We start from the raw sequence: 24,554 nt of genomic DNA on the forward strand, positions 1-24,554 counted from the left end.
TAATATCGTGTCTGTATACTGCAAATATAAGTACTTTTTTCGTCATCTGCAATCTTTCGGATTCCTTTTGTGAGCCGTTTTTCATGGAAAGAGTGGCGGTGCTCCGAGTAAAAGACCGTTATCAGCCTGACAAAATCGGCGATTTCATCGGACAAAATCGCCGAGATTGTCATTCAAAATCGCCGATTTTGTTGCGCTGTCTGACGGCTTCGAAGAGCAGGATGGCCGCACTTACCGATACATTCAGTGAGTCGAGCTGCCCCAGCATGGGAATCCGGATGTGGGCATCGGCTGCTGCGCGCCACGCATTTGTCAATCCGGTGGCCTCCGTTCCCATGACGAGAGCCGTGCCGCGGGTCATGTCGTTTTCGTAGTAGAGCCGCGAGTCTTGCAGCTGGGCGGTGAGGATGCGGATGCCTCTGGCCTTCAGGAATGCGATGCACTCTTCTGAGGAGCAGGCCACGAGGGGGACGGTGAAGACGGCTCCGATGCTGCTTCGGATGAGGTTGGGGTTGTAGAGGTCGGTCAGCGGGTCGCAGACTATGACGGCGTCGGCGGCTGCCGCGTCGGCACTCCGCAGCACGGCTCCCAGGTTTCCTGGCTTCTCCACGCTCTCCAGGACCACGATGAGCGGATTTGTGGGCAACTGAAGCTCCTGCAGGGTTTGTCTGCGGGCCCTGACGACAGCCATGATGCCCTCGGTTCCTCCCCGATAGGCCATCTTGTCGTAGACCTCACGGGTAACCTGAAAGTTTTCCGCCCGTTGTAGCAAGGGCTGCAGAGAGGCGCCCTCGGGATGGTTTTGCATGATTTCAGGACAAAGGAAAAGGGAGTCGATCGTGAATCCGGCGTTGATGCAATGGCTCACTTCCCGGATGCCCTCTACCACGAAAAGCCCCGTCTTCCTGCGCTCTGACGATTTCTGCTGGAGGCTTACGAGCCTTTTGATTCTCGTGTTCTGAAGGCTGGTTATCAGATTTTCTGCTGTCATCTCATTATCGTTTCTGCCGCAAATTTACGAAGAAATAATGAGAAAATGGCCTTTCTCGGATTCATAAATTTATCTTCAGGAGGTAACCTTTCTTGTAGACGACATCGATAGCGAGGCTCTCATCCGACCTGATGGCTCGCCGCAGATAGCTTATCTGCACATTCAGGGCCATGGAATTGGCGTAAGAGTCGTCGCCCCAGGCCGCAAGGAGAATCTGCTTCCGTGGCACAACCTCGTTGGGCGTGTCGCTCAGCAGCCTGAAGATCTCGGACTGCCGTGAGGTGAGCATTACCCGTTCGTTGCCGCATCTCAGCTCGTTGAGGTCGTAGCGGAACTCTGTATTGCCGAGTCGCAGGAAGTTTTTGTCGCCCGATTCCTCCTTGGGCTGCTTCATTTCGAATATCATGTTTTTCATAAACTCATGCCGGATGCCGTCGATGCGCTTCTGGATGAGGATTGTTTTCACCTGATATATGAGACAGAAAGCCAACACGCAGAGGAGCAGGAAGCTTATCAGCAACTGCCATGCCATGGTCTTGATGATGCCGGCCATGGGAATGGGGATGGTGAAACAGACGCCTTCCTTGAACATAGGGTTGCTGCAATAGACCACTTCCAGCGTCTTCTGCCATTTGTTGAGAACGCGATATTGCGGTTCCATTTTCACCTTTGGCATTCTCTGGAGCCGGAATCCGGAGGTGGGAGACAGGCCTTCGGCGATGAGCAGCGAGTCGAGAACTCCTTGCTGGAAAGGTCTGAAGCGGGTGTTGAGATAGCGTTCGTAGATTCTGGAGGCATCCTCCGTTTCCAGTCCTCGCCCGCTGAGTCGGATGCGGCGCTTGTCGGGCAAGCTGTAGGTGAAGGTCGATATGGTCTGCGAAGTACCGTTCTTGCGGTTGTCAATGTGTAGGTTGATGTTGATTTTCAGGGTGTCTTTCTTGCTTTTCGTGCGCTCTGCCTTCGCCCGCGCGTCGCTTCTTGTCTGCTCTTCGGCCTTGATGGCCTTTGCGCAGAGCGGCTTCATCTCGTCGGCTTTCTTGCTGCCGTTGTATTGATACTGGTTATATAGCCAGTAGAACTGCCCTCCCAGCATGAGTAGCAGCGTGAGGATGCTCAGGTAATATACGGTCTTGATTCGTCTGTCCATTATCGACTTCTTTTGAAATAGCAGGTTGTTGACTCCTGTAAATGCAAAGATAGCATAAACTTGGCGAAATCAAAGGCCTGTTGGGCAGATGATAATAAATTAGTAATAAAAAACGGTTTGCAGAATAAGAATCCCGTAATAGAAACCCGAGGAACGGTTGCAAAGGATTCGTTAACTTAGCACCAGAATTCTAAAAAACGGATGCCTATGAAACGAAAAGTCGTGTTTCTGGCCTGTATGCTGCTCTCGCTGGCAGTACGGTCGCAGGTTGTAATGATGTATACGCAGGCAGATGCCGCCCCCGGAGACTCCATAGACCTAGTGAAATATGAGGTGATCTATGATTTGCATGCCGTCGTTCCTGCCGTTCCCGACTCCATCAGTTACGACGAGCGCATGCTGTTGCAAATCGGCGCGAGGGCTTCGGCCTTCTACAGCTATGCCGCCTATCAGGTGGATTCGATGGCTGCAGAGCAGATCAGGAAGCATGAAAACCTGAATATCAACTACACCCCCCGGGTAACTTGGCGGCTCTACAAGAACTATCCGACGGCAGGCAGGACAATGTTTCTTGACCGCGTGGCCAACGATCGCTATGCGGTGGAGGAGGGGGAGGAACTTCCCGCATGGTCGCTGGTGGCCGACAGCGTGAAAGAACTCCTCGGTTACGAGTGCCATCTGGCCCTGGCTACCTATAAGGGACGGACTTGGAGCGCATGGTATGCCGACGATGTGCCGATCGACAATGGCCCCTGGAAGTTACAGGGGCTGCCTGGCCTGATTCTTCAGGCTTACGACGAGGGACGGGAATTTGTGTTTACGGCCGTCGGATTGATGAATATCGGCACGGAGAAACCCCTTGAGTATAAGGGAAAGGGCTTCACCCCGGTAGACCGCAAGTCGCTCAACAAGATCTACGAGCGTTATTATGCCGACGCCATCGGCTACACGCTGATGAGCTATCCGTCGTCATCTCGCAACACCATCAAGATTACCGATTTCGAGGGAAACGAGCTGAAGCACTCCAAGCCGGAGCCCTACAACCTGATAGAAAGGTGATTTTGCGCAACGACGGGCGACTTGAAGTTAGCTTGGGAGAATCCATAAAGGAGGCAATACGGTGAAGAGAGCCATAGGAATCATTGTCTTTCTGCTGACTGTTCTCGTTTTGCGGGCGCAGGTTCAGGCCTTCGGCGTGGTGGAGGATGCCGCCACCCGTCAGCCCATCGGCGGTGCCTCGGTTACGCTGCTGCGGCAAGGCAAGCCGCTGAAGTTCACTCGCACGAACGGAAAGGGTGAGTTCCGCATGGACTTACAGGCTCTGCAGGCGGGCGACTCGCTGCAGGCTGTCAGTATGGGATATGCCAAGAAGCGTGTTGTAGTCGTTCCTGACGGTCCGACAAGGATACTGATGTCCGCGGAGGCCTTTGTCCTGAACGAGGTGAAAGTGCGTGCCGGCAGGGTCTTCGGGCGGCAGGATACGACGGTCTACGACCTCACCCGTTTCGCTACCGAGCGCGACAACTCGCTGAAGGATGTGCTGCGAAAGCTTCCCGGAGTAGAGGTGGACGACGACGGCAGCCTGCAGGTGAACGGCAAGGAACTGAGCCGGTTCACCGTGGAAGGCCTCGACCTGACGGGCGGAAGATATAACCAATTGGAGGAAAACATCAAGGCGAGGGATGTGAAAGAGGCTGAAATCATCGAGCACGACCAGCCCGTCAAGGCCTTGCGGGACAAAATACTGACGGATGCCGTGGCCATGAACATCGTTTTGAAGGACGAGGCGCGCGACAAGCTGCTGCCCACCTTGAGACCCTATGCGCTCGTCGGCGAGCCCACGCATGTGGGCGGGGAGGCTCATGTGCTGCAGATTGGCAAGAAACGGCAATGGATGTACGGTGCCGCCTACGACCGCACGGGGCGAGACCTTGCGCAGGAGACGAATGTGCTGGCCAACTATAAAGATGGTCTGAGCGCGCGGAGCCTGCCCTCGTGGTTCTCCCTGCCCTCGCTCGTGGCGCCGATTGACGCTGGTAGACTGCGTTTCAACACTTCGCAGCGGTATGGAGCCAACAGGATTCAGACGACGGAAAGCGACGGGGAACTCCGCTTCACGGCCAACTATCTGCGCACGGTGGAGCGACAGGACACAAGGAATGAGTCGGTCTACGACCTCGGAATGCCCCTGCCCGTGGTAACGAATCAGAAGCAGCATCTCGCTCTGCGGCACGACGGCTTGTCTCTGGAGCTGGAGCACAAGGTGAACACTCCGACCGCTTACGGCAAGAATCTTTTGCAGCTGTCGGCAAGAAAGGCTGACGCCCTGGCCGACCTGAACGACACGCTGAGCCAGCGTGTGCGCCGGCCGGAGCTGAATATCGCGGCCGGCTTCAATCGCCTCTACACCGTGGACAGGGGGCAGTGGTCGCTGCAGTCGGTGCTGGACTATCATCATTCAGCCGCCCGCCTGTGTGTAGACAGGGAGGAAACACGCCTCCAGACCAATCTCTGGCATGCGGCTGCAGCCGTGAGTTGGCTGGGCAAACGACTGTATCTGACGCGCCAGTACACCGCGGGAGCGGATGTGCAGAACCTAAATGTGCAGGGCGACAACGCCCTGCTCTCACTGTATCTTGCACCTTACTGGCAATATGAGCGGGCGAAATGGAAGGCTTCCTTCAGTCCCAAGGTGTCGTGGGAGCGGTATACCCGTCAGCGGCAGTCGTTCTTCCTGTGGCATCCGAGCGTCTATGTGCGGTGGCAACCGGGGTTTCACAGCGAGTGGACTTTTACGGGAAGCTACAGCGAAAGCCTCGGTGAAATGGGTGAATTTGCCGTGCGGAGCTATCGACAGGACTACCGCACCTATTACGAAAGCCGGGGGCTGATACCCCAGACTGCCAGTCTCTATGCCACCCTGGGCTATGTCTACAAGCGCCCGGTGCAGGAGTTCTTCCTCAATGCGCACATGGCGGCGGAGCGCAACTGGTGCAATACGGTCAGCGATTTGCGCATTGCGGAGGGAGTGTATCATATCTCCCTGACGGAGCATCATACCCACGGCGACTTCTTCCGGGCGGAGGCCACCCTCTCGAAGGGCATCTACGACTGGCATTTGAAGATGCGCTTGGGCAGCAGTTTTGTGTATGCCGGGGGCTGGCAGATGTCGGGGGGTAGCCTCTTGGGCTATCGCTCCAGAACCTACGGGCTGATGCCCTCCATCGAGTTTGCGCCCGCATGGGGAGCCTTGAGCTATCAGGGCGACTTCCAATGGCAGAATTCCTCCGTGATGGAGACCCTGTCCGGCTGGAGGCAGAGCCTCTCGCTGACCTCCACGACGGGACCGGTAGACCTTACCTGGAGCATGACCCACTATCGCAACGAACTGCAGGAAGGCCATGTGCTCAACGCCCTCATTGCCGACGCCAAGGCCGTATGGCGGATGAAGAAGTTGCGTTTGACGGCCATGCTGAGCAACCTTTTCAACCGGCGGGAGTACACGGTCAGCCAGTATAGCGGCGTGAGCGTGTTCACGGATTATTATGTCTTGAGGGGGCGCGAACTGCTGATTTCCATGCAGTTCTCGTTCTGAGAAAGGGGGGCTGGCCGTTCTTCGATATCCAGGAGGCTATGACCCGTCTGGCAAAAAGCGGCAAGAAGCGCGACAAAATCGCCGATTTTGTCCCATGATTTCGGCGATTTTGTCGAACAATCTCGCCGATTTTATATTGTAAATGCTTATCTTTGCAACAATAACCAATGGCATGTTATTATGAATAAGATGAAAAGAAGCTTGGTTGCCAAGATGGCATTGGGCGCATTCCTGCTGCTTTCGCCCATGCCCCTGACGGCTCAGGAATACAGAACGGCTTACCTGCTGAGGGGCGGACAGGTGTTCTACGACGATATGCCGGTGGAGGCGGCAGACTTCAGAACCTTTCGAATTCTGGGTCGGGGCTATGCCAAAGACCGCTATCATGTGTATCTGGACGGACGGATACTGGCCTATGTAGACCCTGCGGGCTTCCGCCTTTATGATGACGGGCGGGCTCCGGAAGATGACGATGCGGCAGTCTATGGGCAGAGAGGCAGGCATAGCGGCTACTTCAAGTCGAATTTTGATGTCTTCTACGACGGGCGCAAGCTGGAAGGAGCTTCCGCCGGCACTTTTCGAGAGATGGGTGCAGGCTATGCCAAAGACGCTTTTCGGGTGTACTATCGGGGCAGACTGCTCGGAGACGCTTCATCAAATTCTTTTCAGGAGATAGGCGGAGGCTATGCCAAGGACGCCTTTCGGGTGTACTATTGCGGGCGGAAGCTTGACGATGCGTCGGCCAGCACATTCCAGTATGCCGGCAAAGGCTATGGGCGCGACAGCTTCAACACCTATTTCCAAGGCAGAAAGATTTCAGACTGAGGCGGCCTTGCAGTATTCATTTACCGTTCATGCTGTCCAGCAAAGTTAATATCTCCTGGTGCGCAGCTTCGTTTGCGCCATGAGAAATGTGTCTCATGAAGCCCTCTTTGTCTATGACAAGAGTGAGCGGATAGCCCTCGTTGCCGACCCATTTCGTGAAGTAGTTGTCTTCCGCCAGGTGCGTCCAGCTGAAGCGACCGGTAGTAATCTTCCTGATTTTCTCGGCATCCTCAAAGTCGGCAGACAGGAAGATGACATCCGGGTATCGGTCTTTCCACAGGGAAAGGGCGGGCATCTCTTTTCGGCAAGGCCCGCATCCGGAGTACCAGACATTGACTACGACGGCCTTGCCGGCAAGGGAATCCTTGCTCCAAGTGTGTCCGTCTATGTCTTTCAGGCAGAAATCGCCGGGCAGCTTCTCGCCTATTTTAAGGGCGGGAACGGTCTGCCCGTCGCCGTGCGTGGCTTTCTGCATCTGCGAAAAGGTGTGTATTTCGCTCTCAAGGCTTTCTAATCCCTTCACCTGGTCTCGTGGGATGAGAAACTCCTTGGCGGCTTCCGGGAGCTGAGCATCAGCTTTCAGGGTAATCCAGAGAATGGAGTTGCCATCCTTGTCGCTGATTCTCGAGATAGACTTGACGCTTTCCATCAGCATATTCAGGGAGAGTTCCCGGGCATAATATTGGCCGTTGATGATATATCCGGGGGTGATGGATTTTGCCTTTGACTGTGCCTGGCCGGCAAGGGGGGCTGCTATTAAGAAAATAATCAGAAGTGTTCTTAATATGCAGGGATATTTCATGTCTTTATGTTTTTATGTCTTCATAACTTGATAGTCGGCTTCCGTCAGACTCCCCGTTCGGCCCAGTCTCCGCGATCGAGGTTCCGGTAACTGATGGCTTCTGCCAGATGGTCGGGCTGGACGCTACTGCTTCCGGCGAGGTCGGCGATGGTGCGTGCCACCTTCAGGATGCGGTTATAGGCCCGGGCACTCAGGCTGAGGCGCTCCATGGCGGTCTTGAGCAGGGTGATGCCTGCCTCGTCGGGTTCGGCGAACTTATGAATCATGCGCTCGGACATTTGTGCGTTGCAGTAGATTCCCCGATAGTCTTTGAACCGATCGTTCTGGATGGCACGGGCTTTGATGACCCTTTCGCGGATGGCAGAGCTCGGTTCGCCGGGCTCGGCCTTGGAAATGTCGGAGAAGGGAACGGGCGTAATCTCTATCTGGAGGTCGATGCGATCCATGAGCGGACCGGAGATTTTAGACATATATCTCTGTATCTGTCCCGGCGTGCACACGCAGTGATGGGTGGGGTCGCCATAGTAGCCGCACGGACAGGGGTTCATCGAGGCCACGAACTGGAAGTTACAGGGGAACTCGACGGCATATTTGGCGCGCGAAATGGTAATCTTGCGATCTTCCAGAGGTTGCCGCAGAACCTCGAGGGTATGGCGATTGAACTCGGGAAGCTCGTCGCAATAGAGGATGCCATGATGCGCCAGGCTTATCTCCCCGGGCATGGGATTGGCGCCTCCGCCTACCAGAGCCACTTCGGAAATGGTGTGATGGGGCGACCGGAACGGCCGCTGTGCGATGAGAGAGCTGTCTTTGCCGAGCTTCCCGGCTATGGAATGCACCTGCGTAGTCTCCAGACTCTCGGCCAATGTGAGGGGAGGAAGGATGGAGGGAAGGCGCTTTGCCATCATAGACTTCCCGCTTCCGGGAGGCCCGATGAGGATGATGTTGTGAGAGCCGGCGGCTGCCACTTCCAATGCGCGCTTCACATTCTCCTGCCCGCGGACATCCGCGAAGTCGAGATCATACTGGTATTGATGCTCATAAAACTCCTTGCGCGTGTCGATAACGGTAGGTTCGAAGGCCTTCTGACCCGTCAGAAACTGGATGACATCCATCATCGAGTCCATGCCGTAGACATCAAGGTTGTTCACTACGGCGGCTTCACGCACATTCTGCCGGGGCACGATCAGGCCCTTGAAGTGTTCCTTGCGGGCACGGATGGCGATGGGCAGGGCTCCTTTCACCGGCTGCAGCTTGCCGTCGAGACTGAGTTCTCCCACCATCATATACTGTCCGAGGTGCTCTGATTCGATATTCCCGTTGGCAGCGAGAATGGCTATCGCGAGTGGAAGATCGAAGCTGCTGCCCTCCTTGCGGAGGTCTGCGGGTGCCATATTGACGGTGATGTCGGCCGTGGGAAATCGGTAGCCCGTGTACTGCAGGGCTGCGGCAATGCGGTCTTTACCCTCTCTCACGGCCTCGTCTCCCAGTCCCGTGAAGTGGTACATGACGCCCCGGTTGAGGCTCACCTCTATGGTTATCGTCGTAACATCAAGCCCGTTTACGGCCGCACAATATGTCTTTACCAGCATTGAGATTATATTCGTGGGTGTTAGATCAATTCTTCGAGTCGTTTCTGAAGGTCCATGGGCTTCAAGTCTCGCGCTATAATCTTGCCGTCTTTCAGGAGTATATTGCCGGGAATGGTATACAGGCCGAGCTTTCTCAGCAGTTGCGACTCAAGCATTTGTTCGTCGCAAATTGTCGGCCAAGTGGTCAAGGAGTCGTTTTTCAGGAAATCCCGACAGGTTTTCTTATAGGGATCCACGCAAATGCTTACGGCTTTCAACCTGCCTTTGGACTGCCTGATGTAGCTCTTCAGTCGTCTCTGGAACGACTGACTGTCGTAGTTCCATGTTGCCCAGGTGGTTATCAGGGCCACAGGGGAGCTCAGTGAGGATTTGCTCACGAGCTTACCGTTGATATCGTATGCCGTGAAATTAGGCAGCCGAGAGCCTATGACGAGGTTCACAAGCGGCTTCAGCTGTGCCGACAGACGGGCTGTCTGCCTGTTTTCGGGGTCCTCTTTCTGCATTGTCTTCAGCAAATTTTCGGCTTTTTTGTAGTCAGGCTTTGCACCGGCAATGAAATATTTGCGGACGATATAGATGCTGATGGGGGATTTGGGGTGGTCTTCGACGAACTGTTCGGCATACTTCAATGTCTCGGGAGGCGAGGCATTGGCAATCTGCTTGCGGAAGTCGTTCATCAATTCGTTCTCTTTCGTGCCCGTGATTTCAAGCTCCTTCAAGTGCGAGGCATCGGCTTTCAGTTCCACCGACTTGCCTGGCTCGGCAAACACCGGCTGCTCAGAGAAGTTCGGGAAGACGAGCATCAGGGTCGCCGGCTTGGTACATGGCATCTTATAAGCCAGCTTCCCGCCGTTCACCTTGATGGTATCGATGCCGTTAACGGAGCCGTCGAGGCTGTAAATGTAAAACTCACCTTGGTTCATATTCCGCATCCGACCTTCCAATTTGAAGTGGCTATTGTCGGTACTGCAGGCTCCAAGAACCAGGGTGAGCAGAAAAATATGAGCTATTTTCCTCATTTCATGATTTTAATTCCAAGTTGTTTACCCTCACTTCAGGCTTTCAAATTCCAAGTCGTTGTTAGCATAAGTGCTGAGGGAGGGGTCTTTTTGCAGTGCTTCCTTCAGATAGGACTGTGCTGCATATTTGTTGCCTTGCCGTGCACTGGCCACCGCATGGAGGTAACTTGTGAGCCCGTCAGGGTTCTTAATGTTGTTCAGGGTGGCCTTTGCAGCTGCGTAATTCTTGTTCAGAATCTGTGCGAGGGCGGCACTGTTGTTATAGCTGTCCTTGAAGTTTTCCTCTGCCTGGGCGTAGTTTCCTTTGGCAATGTTCAGGTTTCCGAGAGCCTGATTGAGGTCGTTGGCGTCGGTAGCCTTGGCGATATACCGCTCTGCCTCCTCGATGTTGCCGTTTTTCAGCGCAATCAAGCCGAGGTTTGCGTTGGCTTCCGGCGCGTCGGGGTTCTTGCTGAAGGCACGCTCAAGGTAGCTCTTGGCCTTTGTTTCGTCGCCTTCCATGAATGCCAGCACCGCAAGATTGTTGTAGGCACGGTAGTCCTTGTCGTAGTAATTCGTGGCAGCCGTGTATATTTGCTCTTTCTCGGCATTCGTTTCTACGAGCGTGGCAAGGTAGAGAAGCTCTTCGGGAGAAAGCTTTGTCGGGTCAGTTTTATACTGTTGCTTAATCTCATCGTCGCTGCGGCCGATAGTTTCGTAATTGATGATGAGGCGGCTTCGGCGCAGTTCGGGCAGTATTCCATCGGCTAATTCACGGAAGCCCTCACTCATGTTGCGGATTTGCTGCTCTCGCTGCTCGGGATCCTTGTACATAGAGAGCACGCGCAGGATGACTTCTTTGTCCTGAATATTACTTGCCTGGACGAGTCGCTGGAAGCCGTCCCAGTCCTGGGCGGTATAGTGAGCATCTATGCCCGTCCTCAAACCGGCATTCTTCAGTTGCTGTTTCACATAGTCCTCCGAGGTGTTCTGGCGCTTGTTGGCCAGCTTGTCGTTGAAGGCTACGCCGCCTTCGGGAGACGCATAGGCCTGAATTTCCACATTGTTCATGTTGAGTCCTTCGCGATCCTGGTTGATTTTCTTCAACATCTTCACGAACTCCTGCACGCTGTTGTTCTTCAGTTCGCTCTTGCGGATGTTAGCTTGATTGACGAGGAACTTGATATTTGCCTCCTGCTTTTGTTCCTTGACGCGCTGGAAGGAATCGGGAGCAATGCAGCCGCCGGCATTCAGGAGGGTTCTCTTATACAGCTCGGAGGTGGTGATGATGCCATAGTCGACCTTTACGGCAGGGATGCTGACCTTCTTGTTGCCAAGGCGCGCATCGAAGGTGAGATACATATCGCATTTCTGGAGATCCTCCTGATAGGTGAAGTTGCTCTTCATCGTGTAGTGTCCACCCAGTCGATAGGAGATGGTCTGGTCGTTACCCATGACCTTTTCACCTTGGAATGTAGCGGGCGTTCCTTGTGCCACGATCTGGCTGTTGGTCGTAGAACGCAATTCCGGGATAACAGTTACTACGGCATTGCGCTTCATATATTTCTCCGGGAAGGTTCCGTTGATGGTAACGGGAACATTTCCTCCCACGGTCTCAAGTGGTTTCGGTGTTACGGTGAAGTTGTCGGCTGACAAGGCACCGAGCTTAGAACAAGAACTGAGAATCAATAAAGAACAAGCTGAAAAAGCAAGCAATAATTTTATGCGCATAAGGATTAAAGTTTAATAGAAGTGCCGCGAGCGGGACTCGAACCCGCACAGCCATTACTGGCCAAGGGATTTTAAGTCCCTCGTGTCTACCAATTCCACCATTGCGGCATGGTTGTTTATTTTGATACAAAGGTAGTGTTTAATCCTTAAACATCAAAGGAATTTACACATTTTTAATACTTCGGGCGCGTATTTAGTAGATGTGAAGCCGACCGTTTGCACCTGTCGTGGTTGCCCGATATGTGGTCAGTCCCCTCCCGGAGTTGTTGATGCAGTTGCCGCCGGTATTCATGTTGTATTGCCGACCACATTTGCCGCAAGTGGCGATGCCGCTGCTGTTCATGCCAAGGGGATAGCTTTTTCTGGGGATGGCATTGTCGTCGAAGCAGTTGGGGCACTCCGCATCATAGGCGTAAAACTGTGCCGGATCGCTGAGGTTGCCGTATCCCACGATGACGCCATTGTTCATGCCGAGGCGGTTTTGGCTCTGCAGTCGTTGGTCGATGGCATTGAAGATGGACTCGGAAGTCAGTCCCTGGCTGTTCTTGAATACGAAATAGAGTGCTCCGGAGCTGATTTTATGCGAGATTTTGCAGAATATTCCCTTGGAATTTGGGTTCAAGGCAGAGTTCAGGGTCTGGTCAAGATGCTTGCTATTGTCTATGGTGAGGTTACAGTGATAGTCGCTGTAGGTGAACTCCTCGCCGCCACAGGAGGTCAGGGCGGCGGCAAGCAATATCGATAGGAGGAATCTATTTTTCTTCATTTCACGGTTTTTATGTCCTGCCCTTGTGGGACAGAGTCATGTGAAAACTATTCCAGCAAGTCCCTTTCGGCCTTTTCCATTCTTTCGAAGTGGAACTCCTTGAGGGTCTGTTGCATGAGAGCCTCAATCCTGTCGTTGCAGAGATTGCCCATAGAACCTTCGTGGGTGTGGTGGATGTGATGGTTGGCCTTGAAGGTGCTGGCCTCGATTTCGAGTCCCACCTGCTTGTAGGCGTCGCGGAAAGGCATGCCTGCCGCGGCAAGCCGGTTCACCTCTTCCACAGAGAACATCGGGTCGTACATCGGGTTTTCGAGGATATGCTCGTTCACTTCCATCCTGCTGATGATGTATGCTGCCATCTGCAGGCAGTCCTTGAGTTCGTCGAAGGCGGGCAGGAAGACTTCCTTGATTATCTGCAGATCGCGGAAATAGCCCACGGGGAGGTTGTTCATCATGAGCATGATTTGCTGCGGGAGACCCTGCAGCTTGTTGCTTTTCGCCCGGATTAACTCAAACACATCGGGGTTCTTCTTGTGCGGCATGATGCTCGATCCGGTGGTGCATTCCTTGGGAAGTCTTATGAAGTTGAAGTTCTGGGAGTTGAAGAGACAGGCGTCAAAGGCCATCTTGGCCAGCGTGCCGGCTACGGTGGCGAGTGCGAACGCCACATTGCGCTCCATCTTGCCGCGCCCCATCTGTGCATAGACCACATTGTAGTCCATGGAGTCGAACCCCAGCAGCTCGGTCGTCAGGGTGCGGTTGAGCGGGAACGAGGAGCCGTATCCTGCCGCCGACCCCAGCGGGTTGCGGTTCGTCAGCTTGTAGGCAGCCTGCAGAAAGAGCATGTCGTCGGCGAGCGACTCCGCGTAGGCGCCGAACCAAAGGCCGAAACTGGAGGGCATGGCAATCTGCAGGTGGGTGTATCCCGGCATCAGGATGTCCTTGTACTGGTTGCTTTTGCGGATGAGTTCATCGAAGAGAATCTTCACTTGCTCTACCGTTTCCTTCAGGGCATGGCGGGTGAAGAGCTTCAGGTCTACGAGCACCTGATCGTTGCGGGAGCGTCCTGAATGGATTTTCTTGCCCGTGTCGCCGAGCTTGCGCGTGAGCATCAGTTCCACCTGCGAGTGTACATCCTCCACGCCTTCCTCAATCTGAAACCTCCCCTCATCGGCAAGCCGGTAGATGGTTTTCAGCTCTGCGAGCAGCGTCTTGAGTTCTTCGGCCGTGAGGAGGCCGATGGATTGCAGCATGGTGATGTGCGCCATGGAGCCCAGCACATCATATTTTGCCAGATAGAGGTCGAGTTCCCGGTCTCTCCCCACCGTGAATCGCTCAATCTCCTTGTTTACCTCGAAGTTCTTTTCCCAGAGTTTGTTTGCCATAATGCAGCCTTTAAAGAGTCTCCTTTCCTTTATTCATATTGAATCATCTGCAGCACATCGGCCACCTTTTCCAGCCCTTCCGTCAGCGGACCAGACACCATTCCCTTGATAAACGGGTTCAGTTCGGCCTTGATGGTGAGCTTCATCTTGCAGTTGGCGGCGTCCATGGGCAGCAGTTGAATCCAGAAGTTGAAGGGCACGGGACTTTGCTCGGTCTCAAACTTGATGGTCTTCGGCTCCTCCCGGTCTATGATGCGGAGCTTGATTTCGCCCACCATGGGGGCCTTGATGGCAATGTGGTCGGCGTCGAAGGTGAAGTCTTCGAGCTTGTCCTGCGGTATTCTGTCGCGTACCTTCTCAAGATTGTTCAGGTCGCTGAGCTTTTCGTAGACGCTCATCTGCGGATACGGAATCTGGCGGATGGTGCTTTCAAAAGTGCTGCTCATATCTTCTTGTTTGGTGGTTTGTTATTATCTGTCTGACAAAATCGGCGATTTTGTCGTACAATCTCGGCGATTTTGTCGGATGATCTCGGCGATTTTGTTTTCCTTTCAGCGGCCTTTTACTCCGCCGTATAGTGCTCCGGGTCCTGTCGCCAGCGGTGCAGGGTGTCCACATCCTCGGCCTTTATGTATCCGGTTTCGAGCGCCTTGCCCACCACATGCTCGTAGTCGGTGAGGGTAACGAGCCTTACGCCGGCCGCCTTGAACGCCTCTTCGGCCACCGGGAAGCCGTAAGTGTAGGAGGCAACCATGCCCACCACCTCGAACCCTGCCTGCCGCAAGGCTTCCACGGCCTTGAGCGAAGAGCCGCCAGTGGAGATGAGGTCTTCCACGACCACTACCTTTGAGCCCTTGGGCAGCGTGCCCTCGATGAGGTTGCCCATGCCGTGGTCCTTGGGTTTCGACCTTACATAGCAGAAGGGCAGACACAGCGCGTCGGCCACCAAGGCACCTTGGGCGATGGCTCCGGTGGCTACTCCTGCCACGGCCGTTGCCTCGGAGAAGTGCTCGAGGACGGCATGCACCAGCTCGAGCTTCACAAAGGTGCGCACTTCGGGATAGGAGAGCGTCTTGCGGTTGTCGCAGTAGAAGGGCGATTTCCATCCGCTCGCCCAGGTGAAAGGTTCTTTTGGCTGCACCTTGATGGCCTTGATTTCAAGGAGTTTGGAGGCAAAGTCCAGTTTCAGTTTGTCCATGTCGTTCATTTGATAGGGGTTTATTTTTCCTGCAAAGATAAGGATTTTAATTTATAATTCACAATTCATGATGCATAATTCATAATCAGGACGGCATATAATCTATGCCTTATGACTTGGCATAGGCGAGGGTGAGGATGCTCACCCGAGTGCCTTCGGCCTTCAGGAGCTCGCTGCCGCAGGCGATGAGGGTGGCTCCCGTGGTGGCTACATCGTCTATCAGGAGCAGGTGTTTGCCGCTGATGCGCTCCGTGTCTTCAAGTCGGAAGGCGTCCTTCACATTCTCGTTGCGCTCCCATCGGCCTTTGTGGGTCTGACTTTCCCTGAACTGCGTGCGGCTTACGACGCGCTTTCCTACCGGGATTCCCGTAACCTCGCTGACGCCCCGGGCTATCTCCGCGCTCTGGTTGAAGCCCCGCTGGCGGAGCCGGTTTCTGCCGAGAGGCAGGGGAATAATCAGGTCGATGCCGTCGAAGAAGCCTGAATCCATGAACTCAGAGGCCATCATGCGCCCCATCTTCACACCGATTTCCGGGTGCCCGTGATACTTCATCTGATAGATGATGTTGCCGGCCTCGCTGCCCGCACTATAGAAAAGGAAGGCCGCACACCGCTCTGTCTTCATCCGCCCCCAGAACATAGTGGCCATGGTGTTCTCATATGGGTCTTCGTGATAGAGCGTGCGGGGTAGGCGGAGGTTGCATTTCGTGCAGACGATGTCCTCGCCCGGAGCCAGCCGGAGGCCGCACGACACGCATCGCTGGGGCGAAACCAGATTCAGAATACGGCTCCAAAAACTAATCATAGGTCGATGTCGCTGAGGTTGTCGATGCATTTCCGGATGAGGTCGAGGCTGTATCCGCGCCCCATGGCCCACCTGATGAGCTTCATGGAGCGCTCATAGTCGCTCCCGGCCTTGATGCTCTTCCACTTCCGCTGTGCCATCGGGCGGAGCGTTTCGAGGTATTGCTCGTCTTCCACGGCATCGAAGACCGGGTCGGAAAGGTCTCGGCCGATATGCTTCTGGTAGAGAGCCTGCTCGATCTTGCGCCTTCCCCAGCCGTTGTATTTCAGCTTGTCGTTGACGAAGAAGCGGCAGTAGCGGCTGTCGTCTACATACTTTTCTCGGGTCAGATACTCCATGATGCGTGCCTGGGCGTCGTCGGGAATACCCCACCGGCGCATTTTCTCAAGCATCTCCCACGAGCAGTGCTCGGCCGCGGAACAGAGGGCGGCAAGCTTGTAGAGCACCTGTTGCTCGGTCATTTCCTTCATGGGCGAGTTCCTTTCATCATCCGTTGCTTGCCGAATTGGTCTTTCCGGACCTCTATATTGTTGTAGCCTTGTTCTTCTAACAGGGTCTCCAGTTCTCTGGCATACAGGGGATTGATTTCAAAATAGAGTTCTCCGCCCGGCTTGAGGGCGGTCTTGCCGTATTCCGCTATGGCTCGATAGAAGCGCAGCGGGTCGTCGTCGGGCACGAAGAGAGCCGTTTCCGGTTCATACTCGAGCACATTCCGCTCCATCTTGTCGCGCTCTTTCATGCAGATATAGGGCGGATTCGAGACGATGACATCTATTCTCTCCGTGCCTTTGTCGGCCTTGTCAGAGAGTCCGGGAGCGAGGATGTCTCGCTTGAGAAACCTCACGCCCGCCTTCAACCGTTCGTTGTTCTCCCTCGCGACGCTGAGCGCTTCCGTGGAAATATCCCATCCTTTCACCTCCGCCTGGGGCAGGTGGAGGGCGAGCGTAACGGCTATGCAACCGCTTCCCGTGCCTATGTCGATAATGCGGAGGTGGCCGGAGTGAGTGTGCCGGGCGGTAATCCACTCGCACAACTCTGCCGTCTCGGGGCGCGGGATGAGCACTCCGGGGCGTACCTTGAAGGTTCGTCCGCAGAAGTCGGCCTGTCCCAAGACATACTGCACGGGCTCGCTCTTTTGCAGTCTGCCGACAATTTCCCGCAAAACCGCTTCCTCGTCTGAAGATAATTCATTAACTTTGCCCGAGTAAAGGTCGGCGAGCGTGAAGCCGAAGACCACCTCCAGCACCGTGCGCATGACGGCTTTAGCCTCGCTTTCGTCGTAGGGCGGCACGATGAGATGCCATAGTTGGTTGTAGGTCATAATGCAAGCAAAATTATAAAATAATTTGAAATGACGCAAGAAGAGACGGATAAAAAATATATGCGACGCTGCATTCAGCTGGCCATGAACGGCTGGCAGAACGCCAAACCCAATCCCATGGTGGGAGCGGTGCTCGTTGCCGACGGGCGCATCATCGGCGAGGGCTACCATGTTCGGTGCGGCGAAGGGCATGCCGAGGTGAACTGCTTTGCCTCTGTGAGGCCTGCCGACGGAGCCTTGCTCCGCAAATCGACCCTCTATGTGAGCCTGGAGCCTTGTTCGCATTACGGTCGCACGCCACCTTGTGCCGACCTTATTATAAAGAAAGGAGTGCCCCGGGTGGTGGTCGGGTGCATCGACCCGTTTGCCAAAGTGCGGGGGCGCGGCATCCGGAAGCTGCAAGAGGCGGGCGTGGAAGTCGTCGTGGGCGTGCTCGAAGACGAGTGCCGCAAGCTCAACGGGCGTTTTATCACCTTTAATACAGCCTGTCGCCCTTACATTCTCCTGAAGTGGGCACAGACGGTCGACGGCTTTCTGGACGACCATTTCAGGCCGGTGCATATATCGACGGTCTTCACGAAGATGCTCGCCCATAAGCTCCGTGCGGAGAACGACGCGATTCTGGTGGGGCGGATAACGGTCGAACGCGACTGCCCGAGGCTGGATGTGAGGGAATGGAGCGGCCGGAATCCCCGCAGGTTTGTGCTTTCTTCCGCAGCATCTATAGATAGGATTCTCGAGGAATGTTATCAGGAGGGACTTCAGTCGCTGATCGTTGAGGGGGGGCGGAAGACCCTCGAGAGTTTCATGGAGCGTGATTTGTGGGATGAGATACGCGTGGAAACGGGCATGTTGACGACAGGGGCGGGCACCCGTGCTCCTCTGTTGCCGGGCAATCTGCGGGTAATCCGAATGGAGAATTACGATGGAAACGAGATTATAACCTATGAAAGGAAGTCATGACAACGAATAGATTCACCGCGCGGCTCAGCGACTCGGACGACTATCAGCGGGAGTTGCTGATCCGAAAGATAGAGCATGCCGTCGAACAACTCAAGCTTTCGGAACTGGAAGCCTTGTCGTATGATATGTTTACAAAGGGGTATATGAAGGAGGGATAGGACCGTTACTTCTTCTTGTTGCGGAAAAACCTGTCGTGAACGGCTCCTGCAAGCATGCCTATGGCGATGCCCAACGGGATGATGCCGGGGCTGCCTGCGATGAGGGAAACGGCGGCACCGAGAAAAGAACCGTAGAGGATGCCCTTGAAAAGACCGTCGTGCTTGCTGGAATCACCGTTCTCGTCCATCATCTTGTGCCGTTCTCTTGTTCCAAGCCTTTGCAGAGATAGCCCACGATATACTCCATCGGGGTCTGCAATATCAAGTCGTTGTTGGCCTCGAGGTCTTCTATCAGTTTTCTGATGACCGGCCAGCGGGGCGAACTCTCGTATTTCCTATAGGGATGTTCCATGGCTATTTCCTCCCGAAATCAGCGGGAATCTCGCCCCATTTGGCGGTGTCCCACTTCAAGATGGGTGTCGTGATGTGGTGCGTGCGAAGCCAGGCTTCGGCTCTGGCGATGACCTGAAAGAGCGGCTCGGTCTGCGGATTGCGCTCAAGTTTGGTCTTGCATTTCTTCTTGTTGACCCAGAGAATGGCGTTGTAAGAGTCGCTGTAGATGATCTTGTCGCCGATGCCCCGCTTCTCCATGAGGGCAAGAGCGTGTACGATGGCAAGGAATTCGCCGATGTTGTTGGTGCCGTGAACGGGGCCGAAGTGGAATACCTGCGCACCCGTTTGCAGGTCTATGGCCTGATATTCCATAGGACCGGGGTTGCCGGAGCAGGCTGCGTCGACGGCCCAGGCCGTTGCCACCACCTCCTGGGGCAGCGGCAGGACCGTGTCGTGGCGATAGTCGGGCGGATTCAGGAGTTCCTTTTTCTTCATGATTTCTACATGGTTGTGGGCGTATAGCCTTCTTCCTTCAGTTCCTGAAGCACTTCCTCCGCTATGCCCTGACCTACTTTCTGCCCTGCCTCCATCAGTTCTTTGTTCATTGTGGGTGTCGTCATGGCGATTTTCTTGCCGAGCGGGGTCTCGTAGAAGGCGATGAATCCCTTGAGGTCTTCCAGCGTGAGATACCTCTTATAAATAGGGGTGTAGAGGTCGCCGATTCTCTCGAGGAAGAGGTTCCCGAACTTATCCTCTATCTTCTGCATGATTTCCTCGGGCACATCGGCCAGCATATTCCTCATCATCTGCATCAGCAGGGGAAACTGGGCGCGGAGAGAGGTGGAAGTGCCGGATACCTGCATGAGGCGGTCGAGTGTCTCACGATATTCCTTGTCGCTGTTCTGCTGGGGAATGGCGGTCTGTGCCTGGGCACAGGAAAGGGTGCTCAAAAGGAGCAGAAAGATAACAATTCTCTTCATATATTTGATTTTACATTCTTTCTGGAACCTCTATTCCCAAGAGCTCCATGCCGTTCTTGATGGTCTTGGCCACATTCTTTGCGATGACGAGACGCGTTAACTTCTCGGCTTCCGTGTCCGGACTGAGGATGCTATAGTCGTGGTAGAACTGGTTGAAGAGCTTCGTGAGGTCGTAGCAATAGTTGGCAATGCCAGCCGGATTGTAGTTCTCGCCGGCATCGGCTACGGCAACTCCGAACTCGTTCATCTTCTGGATGAGCTCCACCTCCTTGTCGTTGAGGGGAGCGTCTGCCGCTACCGGTCCTATTTTCAGTCCCTGTTCCTCGGCCTTGCGCATGATGCTGCGGATGCGGGCATAGGTGTATTGGATGAAAGGCCCCGTGTTGCCGTTGAAGTCGATGCTCTCTTCCGGATTGAAGAGCATGTTCTTGCGTGCGTCCACTTTCAGTATGAAGTACTTCAGCGCGCCGAGTCCCACGATGCGGGCAATTTCTTTCTTCTCAGCTTCCGACATGTCCTTGAACTTGCCGAGTTCGTCGCTGGTCTTACGGGCGTCGTCTATCATGGTGGCAATCAGCTCGTCGGCATCTACCACGGTGCCCTCGCGGCTCTTCATCTTGCCGTTCGGGAGCTCTACCATACCATAGGAGAAGTGCACCAAATCCTTGCCCCACTTGAAGCCAAGGCGGTCTAAGAGCAGGGAGAGAACCTGAAAATGATAGTTCTGCTCGTTGCCCACCACATAGATCATCTTGTCGATTGGGTAGTCGTTGAAGCGCATTTCGGCCGTGCCGATGTCCTGGGTCATGTAGACGCTGGTGCCGTCGGAGCGGATAAGAAGCTTCTGGTCGAGCCCCTCCTGGGTGAGATCGGCCCATACGCTGCCGTCGTCCTTGCGGAAGAAGAGGCCTTTTGCGAGTCCTTCTTCCACCTTTTTCTTTCCCTCGAGATAGGTGTTCGACTCATAGTATATCTTGTCGAAGCTCACGCCGAGTGCCTTGTAGGTCTCGTCGAAGCCGGCATATACCCAGGAGTTCATCTTCTCCCAGAGCGCACGCACCTGCTTGTCGCCCTGCTCCCACTTGACGAGCATCTCGTGGGCTTCCTTTATCAGCGGAGCTTCCTGCTTGGCTTTCTCCTCGGCTTTTTCCTCGTCGAGGCCGTCGGACATATACTGTACCTTGAGGGCAGCACACTCTTCACGATAGTGCTTGTCGAAGAGGACATAGTAGTCGCCTATCAGATGATCGCCTTTCTTACCGCTGCTTTCGGGCGTTTCGTCGTTGCCCCACTTCTGCCAAGCCAGCATCGACTTGCAGATATGTATGCCTCGGTCGTTTACGATGTTGGTTTTTACCACCCGGTTGCCGTTCGCTTCCATGATCTTTGCCAGCGACCAGCCGAGCAGATTGTTGCGCACATGCCCCAAATGAAGCGGTTTGTTGGTGTTGGGAGACGAGTATTCCACCATTACCAGCGGCGAATCGCTGGTGGGTATCTTCTCTCCGAACTTCTCGTCGGCATTGATGTCGTTCAGCAGAGACAGCCATGCGCTTTTCGCAACGACAAGATTGAGAAATCCCTTGACCACATTGAACCGTTCCACGGCTTCGCAGTTCTCCTGCAAATACCGGCCAATCTCCTGGGCGGTGTCCTCGGGTTTCTTCTTGGAAAGGCGCAGGAAGGGGAACACGACGAGCGTGAGGTTACCCTCAAAAGCTTCCTTGGTCTTCTGCAACTGCACCATTTTGGCCGGCACATCCTGCCCGTATAATTCTTTTACGGCCTTGATGACCGCACCGCAAATTGCGTTTTCAATATCCATCGTATATGTTTTCTTTTGTTTCCTATTCTTTCTCAAACGGGGGAATTCCTCTTCTGAGGCGATATTTAGATGCGTGCAAAATTACAAAAAATAATCGGATAATGGGGTGAATGCCAAATAAAAATGCTAAATTTGCCACCAAATGATTGGCAATCTATGAGAACGAAGAGAAAATCACATTATCGGGACTTGCGGGATTACATAATTATCACCATCGCCATGCTTATGGGTTCGGTGGGCTTGGTGCTGTTTTTCCTGCCTAACGAGATAACGACAGGGGGCATCACGGGTATCGCTTCCATTCTTTACTGGGGCTTCCAGATTCCGGTGTCGCTCACATTCTTTGCCATGAATGCCGTTCTCATGATGTTAGCCCTGCGCATTTTGGGCTGGAAGTTCTGCGTGAAGACCATCTATGCAGTCATTCTCTTTACGGTTTTTACTTCTATTCTGCAATACTATGTGGGCGATTTGCACCTGCTGGCAGACCAGAAGTTCATGGCTCTTATCGTGGGGAGCGCTTTCTTGGGCATCAGCGTGGGACTGGGCTTGTCGGCCGGAGGCTCCACGGGAGGCTCTGATGTGATAGCCGCCATGGTCCACAAGTACAAGGATGTGTCGCTGGGACACATCATCCTGTTCTGCGATCTCATCATCATCACTTCTTCCTATCTGGTCTTGAAGGACTGGGAGAAGGTGCTCTATGGCTATTGTTTCCTCTTTATCTGTTCTTTCTGCGTAGACCAGGTGGTGAATACCATGCGACGGTCGGTGCAGTTCTTCATTATTTCCGACAAGTATGATGTCATCGGGAAGGCCATTAACGAGTTCGTGCCCCGCGGCTGCACGGTTTTCGACGGCCATGGCTTCTATTCGGGCAAGAAGGTTCAGGCTCTCTTCGTCATTGCGAAGAAGAGCGAGTCGAACATGATATTCCATCTCATCGACGACATAGACCCTAACGCCTTTGTCTCCCAGAGCTCCGTCATCGGTGTCTTCGGCGAGGGCTTCGACCAGTTTCGAGCACGCAACAAGCAGAGGAAACAGGAAGAGAAGGAGTTCATTCGCCGGGCCTTGGAAGAGTCGGAGGCGGCAAAGGCAAAAGCAGCCGGGGCGGTATGAAGAAGTTGATTGGAATCCTGCTGGCCGTGTTTCTCGTGGCTGTTGTCGGCATCCTCTTCGCTGCGAGTTGGTATATGCTCGACTATTCCTTGATGCCTTCCACGCAGCATGGCCGCCGACTGGAGTCAAGGTTGCGTGAGATGCGGAATGGATACCCCCAGATTCGCCCGTGGGTAGACAGCTTGAAGGATGCCGGAGCACTACGCGACACCTTCGTCCTTATGCCTACCGGCGAGCGTCATCACGCCGTTTACATTCGTGCGAGGCGACCTTCTGCTAAGGTGGCGGTGCTCATTCACGGGTATACCGACAACTGCATGGGCATGATGCATATCGGATATGTCTACAGCCAGATGGGTTTCAACCTCCTGCTGCCCGACCTCCATGCCCACGGCAAGAGCGAGGGCGACGCCATTCAGATGGGATGGAAAGACCGTGAGGATGTCATGCGCTGGATGGCGGTTGCCGATTCACTCTTCCGCGACTCCACGGCGACCTCGCAGATGATGGTTCACGGCATCTCCATGGGTGCCGCCACCGCCATGTGCATATCGGGAGAAGAGCTGCCGCCCTATGTGAGAGGCTTTGTGGAAGACTGCGGATATACCAGCGTATGGGAGGAATTCAAGGGCGAGATGCGGGCCCAGTTCGGCCTTCCGGCCTTTCCGCTGCTCTATACGGCAAGTGCCCTTTGCAAGCTCCGGTTCGGGTGGAGCTTCGGGGAAGCCTCTCCCCTGAGGCAGGTCGGCAAGTGCAAGCTCCCGATGCTGTTCATTCACGGAGATGCAGACACCTATGTTCCCTTTCCCATGCTTGATGAATTGTATAGTGCCAAGCCGGGAGTCAAGGAGCGGTATGTGGCTCCGAAGTCAATCCATGCCCTCAGTTACCGCGACCATCCGCAGGAGTATGCCCGTCGGGTGGCGGCCTTTGTCAGGAGATGCGGCATCCGATAGTCCCGTGGCTCCTTTGCGGACAAGGCTGTCCGTGCGGCTCCCAGCCTATTTGAAGCGGGTCTTCCTTACTCCTTCAAAGGTCATCTTCACGGGTTGGATGTAGCCCTCCTTGTCGAAATAGAGCCTGTCGATGCAGACCACCCGGTGGTTGCCGTCGTGGTCGCCGAGGGGATGACGGTGATAGACAATATAGTATTCGTCTTTCTTCCGCCCCTTGATGACGGAGTGATGGCCGGCTCCCATACCGACGGCAGGGTCGGGCGAGAGTATCTTTCCTATGCGCTTGAAGGGTCCGAAGGGCGAGTCGCTGATGGCATAGGCCACGCAGTAGTCGGGTCCTGTCCACCCTCCCTCGCTCCACATGAAGTAATATTTGCCGCCGCGCTTCAGCATGAAGGGACCTTCCACATATTTCTCGGGCGTTATCTCGCGGTAGGTCGTCCCGTCGCCGAAGGGCACGATGTGGAGCAGGTCCTGCGAGAGCTTCACCACATTGCAGTGTCCCCATCCGCCGTAATACATGTAATATTGTCCGTCGTCATCCTTGAAGATATACTGGTCGATAGGCTGGGCTCCGTTGACGATGTCGTTGATGAGCGGTTTACCTAACGCGTCGCGGTACGGCCCTTCGGGTTTGTCAGCCACGGCCACGCCGATTCCGCCCACCTCCCCTTGGTGTACATCGTTCGCGGCGAAGTATAGATAGTATCTCCCGTTGGCATGAACCACCGACGGAGCCCACATCGCGAACTTGGCCCAGCTCACGGCCTTAGTGCTGATGACGGCCGGGTGCCTTGTCCATCGTATCAGGTCGGGAGACGAGAAAGCGTCCAGGAAGGTCTGGTCGGCATAGGGATAGGAGTAGGTAGGGAATATCCAGCATTCCCCGTCATAGACGATGGCCTCCGGGTCGGCATACCATCCCTCGAAGACGGGGTTGCCGCTTGTCTTCTTCTTGTTCTTTGCCATGCCCGCCGTAGCTATCGCGAGCAGGATGAGCGTTAGTGTCAGTAATCTTTTCATGCTTCTATTTGTGATTAGGTTTGTATCTTCCGGTTTGA

Annotated in this window: 26 protein-coding genes and 1 tRNA gene; 7 read left to right on the plus strand and 20 right to left on the minus strand. The window is 54.6% G+C overall.

Features of this window, described 5'->3' with window-relative positions; genetic code table 11:
- Positions 1 to 169 precede the first annotated feature (169 nt).
- Both BM114_RS01485 and BM114_RS01490 read right to left on the minus strand, forming a co-directional pair.
- The gene (locus tag BM114_RS01485; protein ID WP_092109578.1) at positions 170 to 991 is read right to left on the minus strand and encodes a TrmH family RNA methyltransferase; all 822 of its coding nucleotides are present in this window, start codon (positions 989 to 991) and stop codon (positions 170 to 172) included.
- A 61-nt stretch (positions 992 to 1,052) separates the two neighbouring features.
- Positions 1,053 to 2,138 (minus strand): winged helix-turn-helix domain-containing protein, encoded by a 1,086-nt coding sequence (locus BM114_RS01490; RefSeq protein WP_092109583.1) that lies wholly within the window; start codon positions 2,136 to 2,138, stop codon positions 1,053 to 1,055.
- Positions 2,139 to 2,345: 207 nt separating this feature from the next.
- Here BM114_RS01490 and BM114_RS01495 point away from each other — a divergent pair, with 207 nt between their 5' ends.
- The 3 genes from BM114_RS01495 (at position 2,346) to BM114_RS01505 (ending at position 6,558) form a co-directional block, all read left to right on the plus strand.
- Positions 2,346 to 3,197 carry a GLPGLI family protein gene (locus tag BM114_RS01495; protein ID WP_177207012.1) on the plus strand — a complete coding sequence of 284 codons (852 nt, stop codon included), beginning with the start codon at positions 2,346 to 2,348 and terminating at the stop codon, positions 3,195 to 3,197.
- Between the two features lie 61 nt (positions 3,198 to 3,258).
- Positions 3,259 to 5,733, plus strand: a complete 2,475-nt coding sequence (locus BM114_RS01500; protein ID WP_143089222.1) for a peptidase associated/transthyretin-like domain-containing protein — start codon at positions 3,259 to 3,261, stop codon at positions 5,731 to 5,733.
- A gap of 189 nt (positions 5,734 to 5,922) precedes the next feature.
- Positions 5,923 to 6,558: a DKNYY domain-containing protein gene (locus BM114_RS01505; RefSeq protein WP_177207013.1), complete on the plus strand. Its 636-nt coding sequence runs from the start codon at positions 5,923 to 5,925 to the stop codon at positions 6,556 to 6,558.
- A gap of 16 nt (positions 6,559 to 6,574) precedes the next feature.
- Here the strand turns inward: BM114_RS01505 and BM114_RS01510 are convergent, their stop codons facing one another.
- From BM114_RS01510 to prmC, 12 genes are all read right to left on the minus strand, one after another.
- Entirely contained in the window at positions 6,575 to 7,360 is a 786-nt protein-coding gene (locus tag BM114_RS01510; protein ID WP_092109611.1) for a TlpA family protein disulfide reductase, read from the minus strand.
- Positions 7,361 to 7,404: 44 nt separating this feature from the next.
- Positions 7,405 to 8,952 (minus strand): YifB family Mg chelatase-like AAA ATPase, encoded by a 1,548-nt coding sequence (locus BM114_RS01515; protein WP_092109614.1) that lies wholly within the window; start codon positions 8,950 to 8,952, stop codon positions 7,405 to 7,407.
- 20 nt (positions 8,953 to 8,972) lie between these two features.
- Positions 8,973 to 9,971, minus strand: a complete 999-nt coding sequence (locus BM114_RS01520; protein WP_092109624.1) for a DUF4369 domain-containing protein — start codon at positions 9,969 to 9,971, stop codon at positions 8,973 to 8,975.
- Positions 9,972 to 10,001: 30 nt separating this feature from the next.
- The gene (locus BM114_RS01525) at positions 10,002 to 11,681 is read right to left on the minus strand and encodes a tetratricopeptide repeat protein (protein WP_092109627.1); all 1,680 of its coding nucleotides are present in this window, start codon (positions 11,679 to 11,681) and stop codon (positions 10,002 to 10,004) included.
- 22 nt (positions 11,682 to 11,703) lie between these two features.
- Positions 11,704 to 11,789 (minus strand) — tRNA-Leu (locus BM114_RS01530).
- A gap of 85 nt (positions 11,790 to 11,874) precedes the next feature.
- Positions 11,875 to 12,447 carry a hypothetical protein gene (locus tag BM114_RS01535; protein WP_092109630.1) on the minus strand — a complete coding sequence of 191 codons (573 nt, stop codon included), beginning with the start codon at positions 12,445 to 12,447 and terminating at the stop codon, positions 11,875 to 11,877.
- A gap of 47 nt (positions 12,448 to 12,494) precedes the next feature.
- Entirely contained in the window at positions 12,495 to 13,832 is a 1,338-nt protein-coding gene (gene argH, locus BM114_RS01540) for an argininosuccinate lyase (RefSeq protein ID WP_092109633.1), read from the minus strand.
- Positions 13,833 to 13,861: 29 nt separating this feature from the next.
- Complete coding sequence (locus BM114_RS01545) at positions 13,862 to 14,278, minus strand: polyketide cyclase (RefSeq protein WP_092109636.1); 417 nt, start codon at positions 14,276 to 14,278, stop codon at positions 13,862 to 13,864.
- 116 nt (positions 14,279 to 14,394) lie between these two features.
- Entirely contained in the window at positions 14,395 to 15,030 is a 636-nt protein-coding gene (pyrE, locus tag BM114_RS01550; RefSeq protein WP_092109733.1) for an orotate phosphoribosyltransferase, read from the minus strand.
- A gap of 109 nt (positions 15,031 to 15,139) precedes the next feature.
- Positions 15,140 to 15,835 carry a ComF family protein gene (locus BM114_RS01555; protein WP_092109639.1) on the minus strand — a complete coding sequence of 232 codons (696 nt, stop codon included), beginning with the start codon at positions 15,833 to 15,835 and terminating at the stop codon, positions 15,140 to 15,142.
- Positions 15,832 to 16,296, minus strand: a complete 465-nt coding sequence (locus BM114_RS01560; RefSeq protein ID WP_092109735.1) for a regulatory protein RecX — start codon at positions 16,294 to 16,296, stop codon at positions 15,832 to 15,834. The genes BM114_RS01555 and BM114_RS01560 overlap by 4 nt, the downstream gene beginning before the upstream one ends.
- A 5-nt stretch (positions 16,297 to 16,301) precedes the next feature.
- A complete protein-coding gene (gene prmC, locus BM114_RS01565) occupies positions 16,302 to 17,156 on the minus strand; it encodes a peptide chain release factor N(5)-glutamine methyltransferase (RefSeq protein WP_092109642.1) in 855 nt (284 codons plus the stop codon).
- 30 nt (positions 17,157 to 17,186) lie between these two features.
- Here prmC and ribD point away from each other — a divergent pair, with 30 nt between their 5' ends.
- Entirely contained in the window at positions 17,187 to 18,119 is a 933-nt protein-coding gene (ribD, locus tag BM114_RS01570) for a bifunctional diaminohydroxyphosphoribosylaminopyrimidine deaminase/5-amino-6-(5-phosphoribosylamino)uracil reductase RibD (protein ID WP_092109645.1), read from the plus strand.
- On the plus strand, positions 18,116 to 18,277 hold the full coding sequence (locus BM114_RS14230) for a hypothetical protein (protein ID WP_177207014.1): 162 nt from the start codon (positions 18,116 to 18,118) through the stop codon (positions 18,275 to 18,277). Before ribD ends, BM114_RS14230 begins: the two co-directional genes overlap by 4 nt.
- Before the next feature lie 5 nt (positions 18,278 to 18,282).
- Here BM114_RS14230 and BM114_RS01575 read toward each other — a convergent pair whose 3' ends face one another.
- Genes BM114_RS01575 through argS form a run of 5 tightly spaced genes read right to left on the minus strand, consistent with a single transcriptional unit; the run spans position 18,283 to position 21,415 of the window.
- The gene (locus BM114_RS01575) at positions 18,283 to 18,468 is read right to left on the minus strand and encodes a hypothetical protein (RefSeq protein ID WP_092109648.1); all 186 of its coding nucleotides are present in this window, start codon (positions 18,466 to 18,468) and stop codon (positions 18,283 to 18,285) included.
- Complete coding sequence (locus BM114_RS14235) at positions 18,465 to 18,629, minus strand: hypothetical protein (RefSeq protein ID WP_177207015.1); 165 nt, start codon at positions 18,627 to 18,629, stop codon at positions 18,465 to 18,467. Before BM114_RS14235 ends, BM114_RS01575 begins: the two co-directional genes overlap by 4 nt.
- Positions 18,630 to 18,631: 2 nt before the next feature.
- Complete coding sequence (locus tag BM114_RS01580; RefSeq protein WP_177207016.1) at positions 18,632 to 19,105, minus strand: RNase H family protein; 474 nt, start codon at positions 19,103 to 19,105, stop codon at positions 18,632 to 18,634.
- A 5-nt stretch (positions 19,106 to 19,110) separates the two neighbouring features.
- Complete coding sequence (locus tag BM114_RS01585) at positions 19,111 to 19,590, minus strand: DUF2059 domain-containing protein (RefSeq protein ID WP_092109654.1); 480 nt, start codon at positions 19,588 to 19,590, stop codon at positions 19,111 to 19,113.
- Between the two features lie 10 nt (positions 19,591 to 19,600).
- The gene (gene argS / locus BM114_RS01590; protein ID WP_092109656.1) at positions 19,601 to 21,415 is read right to left on the minus strand and encodes an arginine--tRNA ligase; all 1,815 of its coding nucleotides are present in this window, start codon (positions 21,413 to 21,415) and stop codon (positions 19,601 to 19,603) included.
- A gap of 156 nt (positions 21,416 to 21,571) precedes the next feature.
- On the opposite strand from argS, the gene BM114_RS01595 reads away from it, so the two are divergent.
- Both BM114_RS01595 and BM114_RS01600 read left to right on the plus strand, forming a co-directional pair.
- Positions 21,572 to 22,537, plus strand: coding sequence for a YitT family protein (locus BM114_RS01595; RefSeq protein ID WP_092109659.1), 966 nt, complete (start codon positions 21,572 to 21,574; stop codon positions 22,535 to 22,537).
- A complete protein-coding gene (locus BM114_RS01600) occupies positions 22,534 to 23,493 on the plus strand; it encodes an alpha/beta hydrolase (protein ID WP_092109661.1) in 960 nt (319 codons plus the stop codon). Before BM114_RS01595 ends, BM114_RS01600 begins: the two co-directional genes overlap by 4 nt.
- 45 nt (positions 23,494 to 23,538) lie before the next feature.
- On the opposite strand, the gene BM114_RS01605 is transcribed toward BM114_RS01600, so the two are convergent.
- Positions 23,539 to 24,462 (minus strand): glycoside hydrolase family 43 protein, encoded by a 924-nt coding sequence (locus tag BM114_RS01605; RefSeq protein ID WP_369808390.1) that lies wholly within the window; start codon positions 24,460 to 24,462, stop codon positions 23,539 to 23,541.
- Positions 24,463 to 24,554 lie beyond the last annotated feature (92 nt).

Source organism: Prevotella sp. KH2C16, from assembly GCF_900113305.1.
GTDB lineage: Bacteria > Bacteroidota > Bacteroidia > Bacteroidales > Bacteroidaceae > Prevotella.

Coding starts and splice junctions, on each gene's coding strand:
- BM114_RS01485 (WP_092109578.1), bottom strand. CDS start 991: ATGACAGCAGAAAATCTGATAACCAGCCTTCAGAACACGAGAATCAAA.
- BM114_RS01490 (WP_092109583.1), bottom strand. CDS start 2,138: ATGGACAGACGAATCAAGACCGTATATTACCTGAGCATCCTCACGCTG.
- BM114_RS01495 (WP_177207012.1), top strand. CDS start 2,346: ATGAAACGAAAAGTCGTGTTTCTGGCCTGTATGCTGCTCTCGCTGGCA.
- BM114_RS01505 (WP_177207013.1), top strand. CDS start 5,923: ATGAAAAGAAGCTTGGTTGCCAAGATGGCATTGGGCGCATTCCTGCTG.
- BM114_RS01510 (WP_092109611.1), bottom strand. CDS start 7,360: ATGAAATATCCCTGCATATTAAGAACACTTCTGATTATTTTCTTAATA.
- BM114_RS01515 (WP_092109614.1), bottom strand. CDS start 8,952: ATGCTGGTAAAGACATATTGTGCGGCCGTAAACGGGCTTGATGTTACG.
- BM114_RS01520 (WP_092109624.1), bottom strand. CDS start 9,971: ATGAGGAAAATAGCTCATATTTTTCTGCTCACCCTGGTTCTTGGAGCC.
- BM114_RS01525 (WP_092109627.1), bottom strand. CDS start 11,681: ATGCGCATAAAATTATTGCTTGCTTTTTCAGCTTGTTCTTTATTGATT.
- BM114_RS01535 (WP_092109630.1), bottom strand. CDS start 12,447: ATGAAGAAAAATAGATTCCTCCTATCGATATTGCTTGCCGCCGCCCTG.
- argH (WP_092109633.1), bottom strand. CDS start 13,832: ATGGCAAACAAACTCTGGGAAAAGAACTTCGAGGTAAACAAGGAGATT.
- BM114_RS01545 (WP_092109636.1), bottom strand. CDS start 14,278: ATGAGCAGCACTTTTGAAAGCACCATCCGCCAGATTCCGTATCCGCAG.
- pyrE (WP_092109733.1), bottom strand. CDS start 15,030: ATGGACAAACTGAAACTGGACTTTGCCTCCAAACTCCTTGAAATCAAG.
- BM114_RS01555 (WP_092109639.1), bottom strand. CDS start 15,835: ATGATTAGTTTTTGGAGCCGTATTCTGAATCTGGTTTCGCCCCAGCGA.
- BM114_RS01560 (WP_092109735.1), bottom strand. CDS start 16,296: ATGACCGAGCAACAGGTGCTCTACAAGCTTGCCGCCCTCTGTTCCGCG.
- prmC (WP_092109642.1), bottom strand. CDS start 17,156: ATGACCTACAACCAACTATGGCATCTCATCGTGCCGCCCTACGACGAA.
- ribD (WP_092109645.1), top strand. CDS start 17,187: ATGACGCAAGAAGAGACGGATAAAAAATATATGCGACGCTGCATTCAG.
- BM114_RS14230 (WP_177207014.1), top strand. CDS start 18,116: ATGACAACGAATAGATTCACCGCGCGGCTCAGCGACTCGGACGACTAT.
- BM114_RS01575 (WP_092109648.1), bottom strand. CDS start 18,468: ATGATGGACGAGAACGGTGATTCCAGCAAGCACGACGGTCTTTTCAAG.
- BM114_RS14235 (WP_177207015.1), bottom strand. CDS start 18,629: ATGGAACATCCCTATAGGAAATACGAGAGTTCGCCCCGCTGGCCGGTC.
- BM114_RS01580 (WP_177207016.1), bottom strand. CDS start 19,105: ATGAAGAAAAAGGAACTCCTGAATCCGCCCGACTATCGCCACGACACG.
- BM114_RS01585 (WP_092109654.1), bottom strand. CDS start 19,590: ATGAAGAGAATTGTTATCTTTCTGCTCCTTTTGAGCACCCTTTCCTGT.
- argS (WP_092109656.1), bottom strand. CDS start 21,415: ATGGATATTGAAAACGCAATTTGCGGTGCGGTCATCAAGGCCGTAAAA.
- BM114_RS01595 (WP_092109659.1), top strand. CDS start 21,572: ATGAGAACGAAGAGAAAATCACATTATCGGGACTTGCGGGATTACATA.
- BM114_RS01600 (WP_092109661.1), top strand. CDS start 22,534: ATGAAGAAGTTGATTGGAATCCTGCTGGCCGTGTTTCTCGTGGCTGTT.
- BM114_RS01605 (WP_369808390.1), bottom strand. CDS start 24,462: ATGGCAAAGAACAAGAAGAAGACAAGCGGCAACCCCGTCTTCGAGGGA.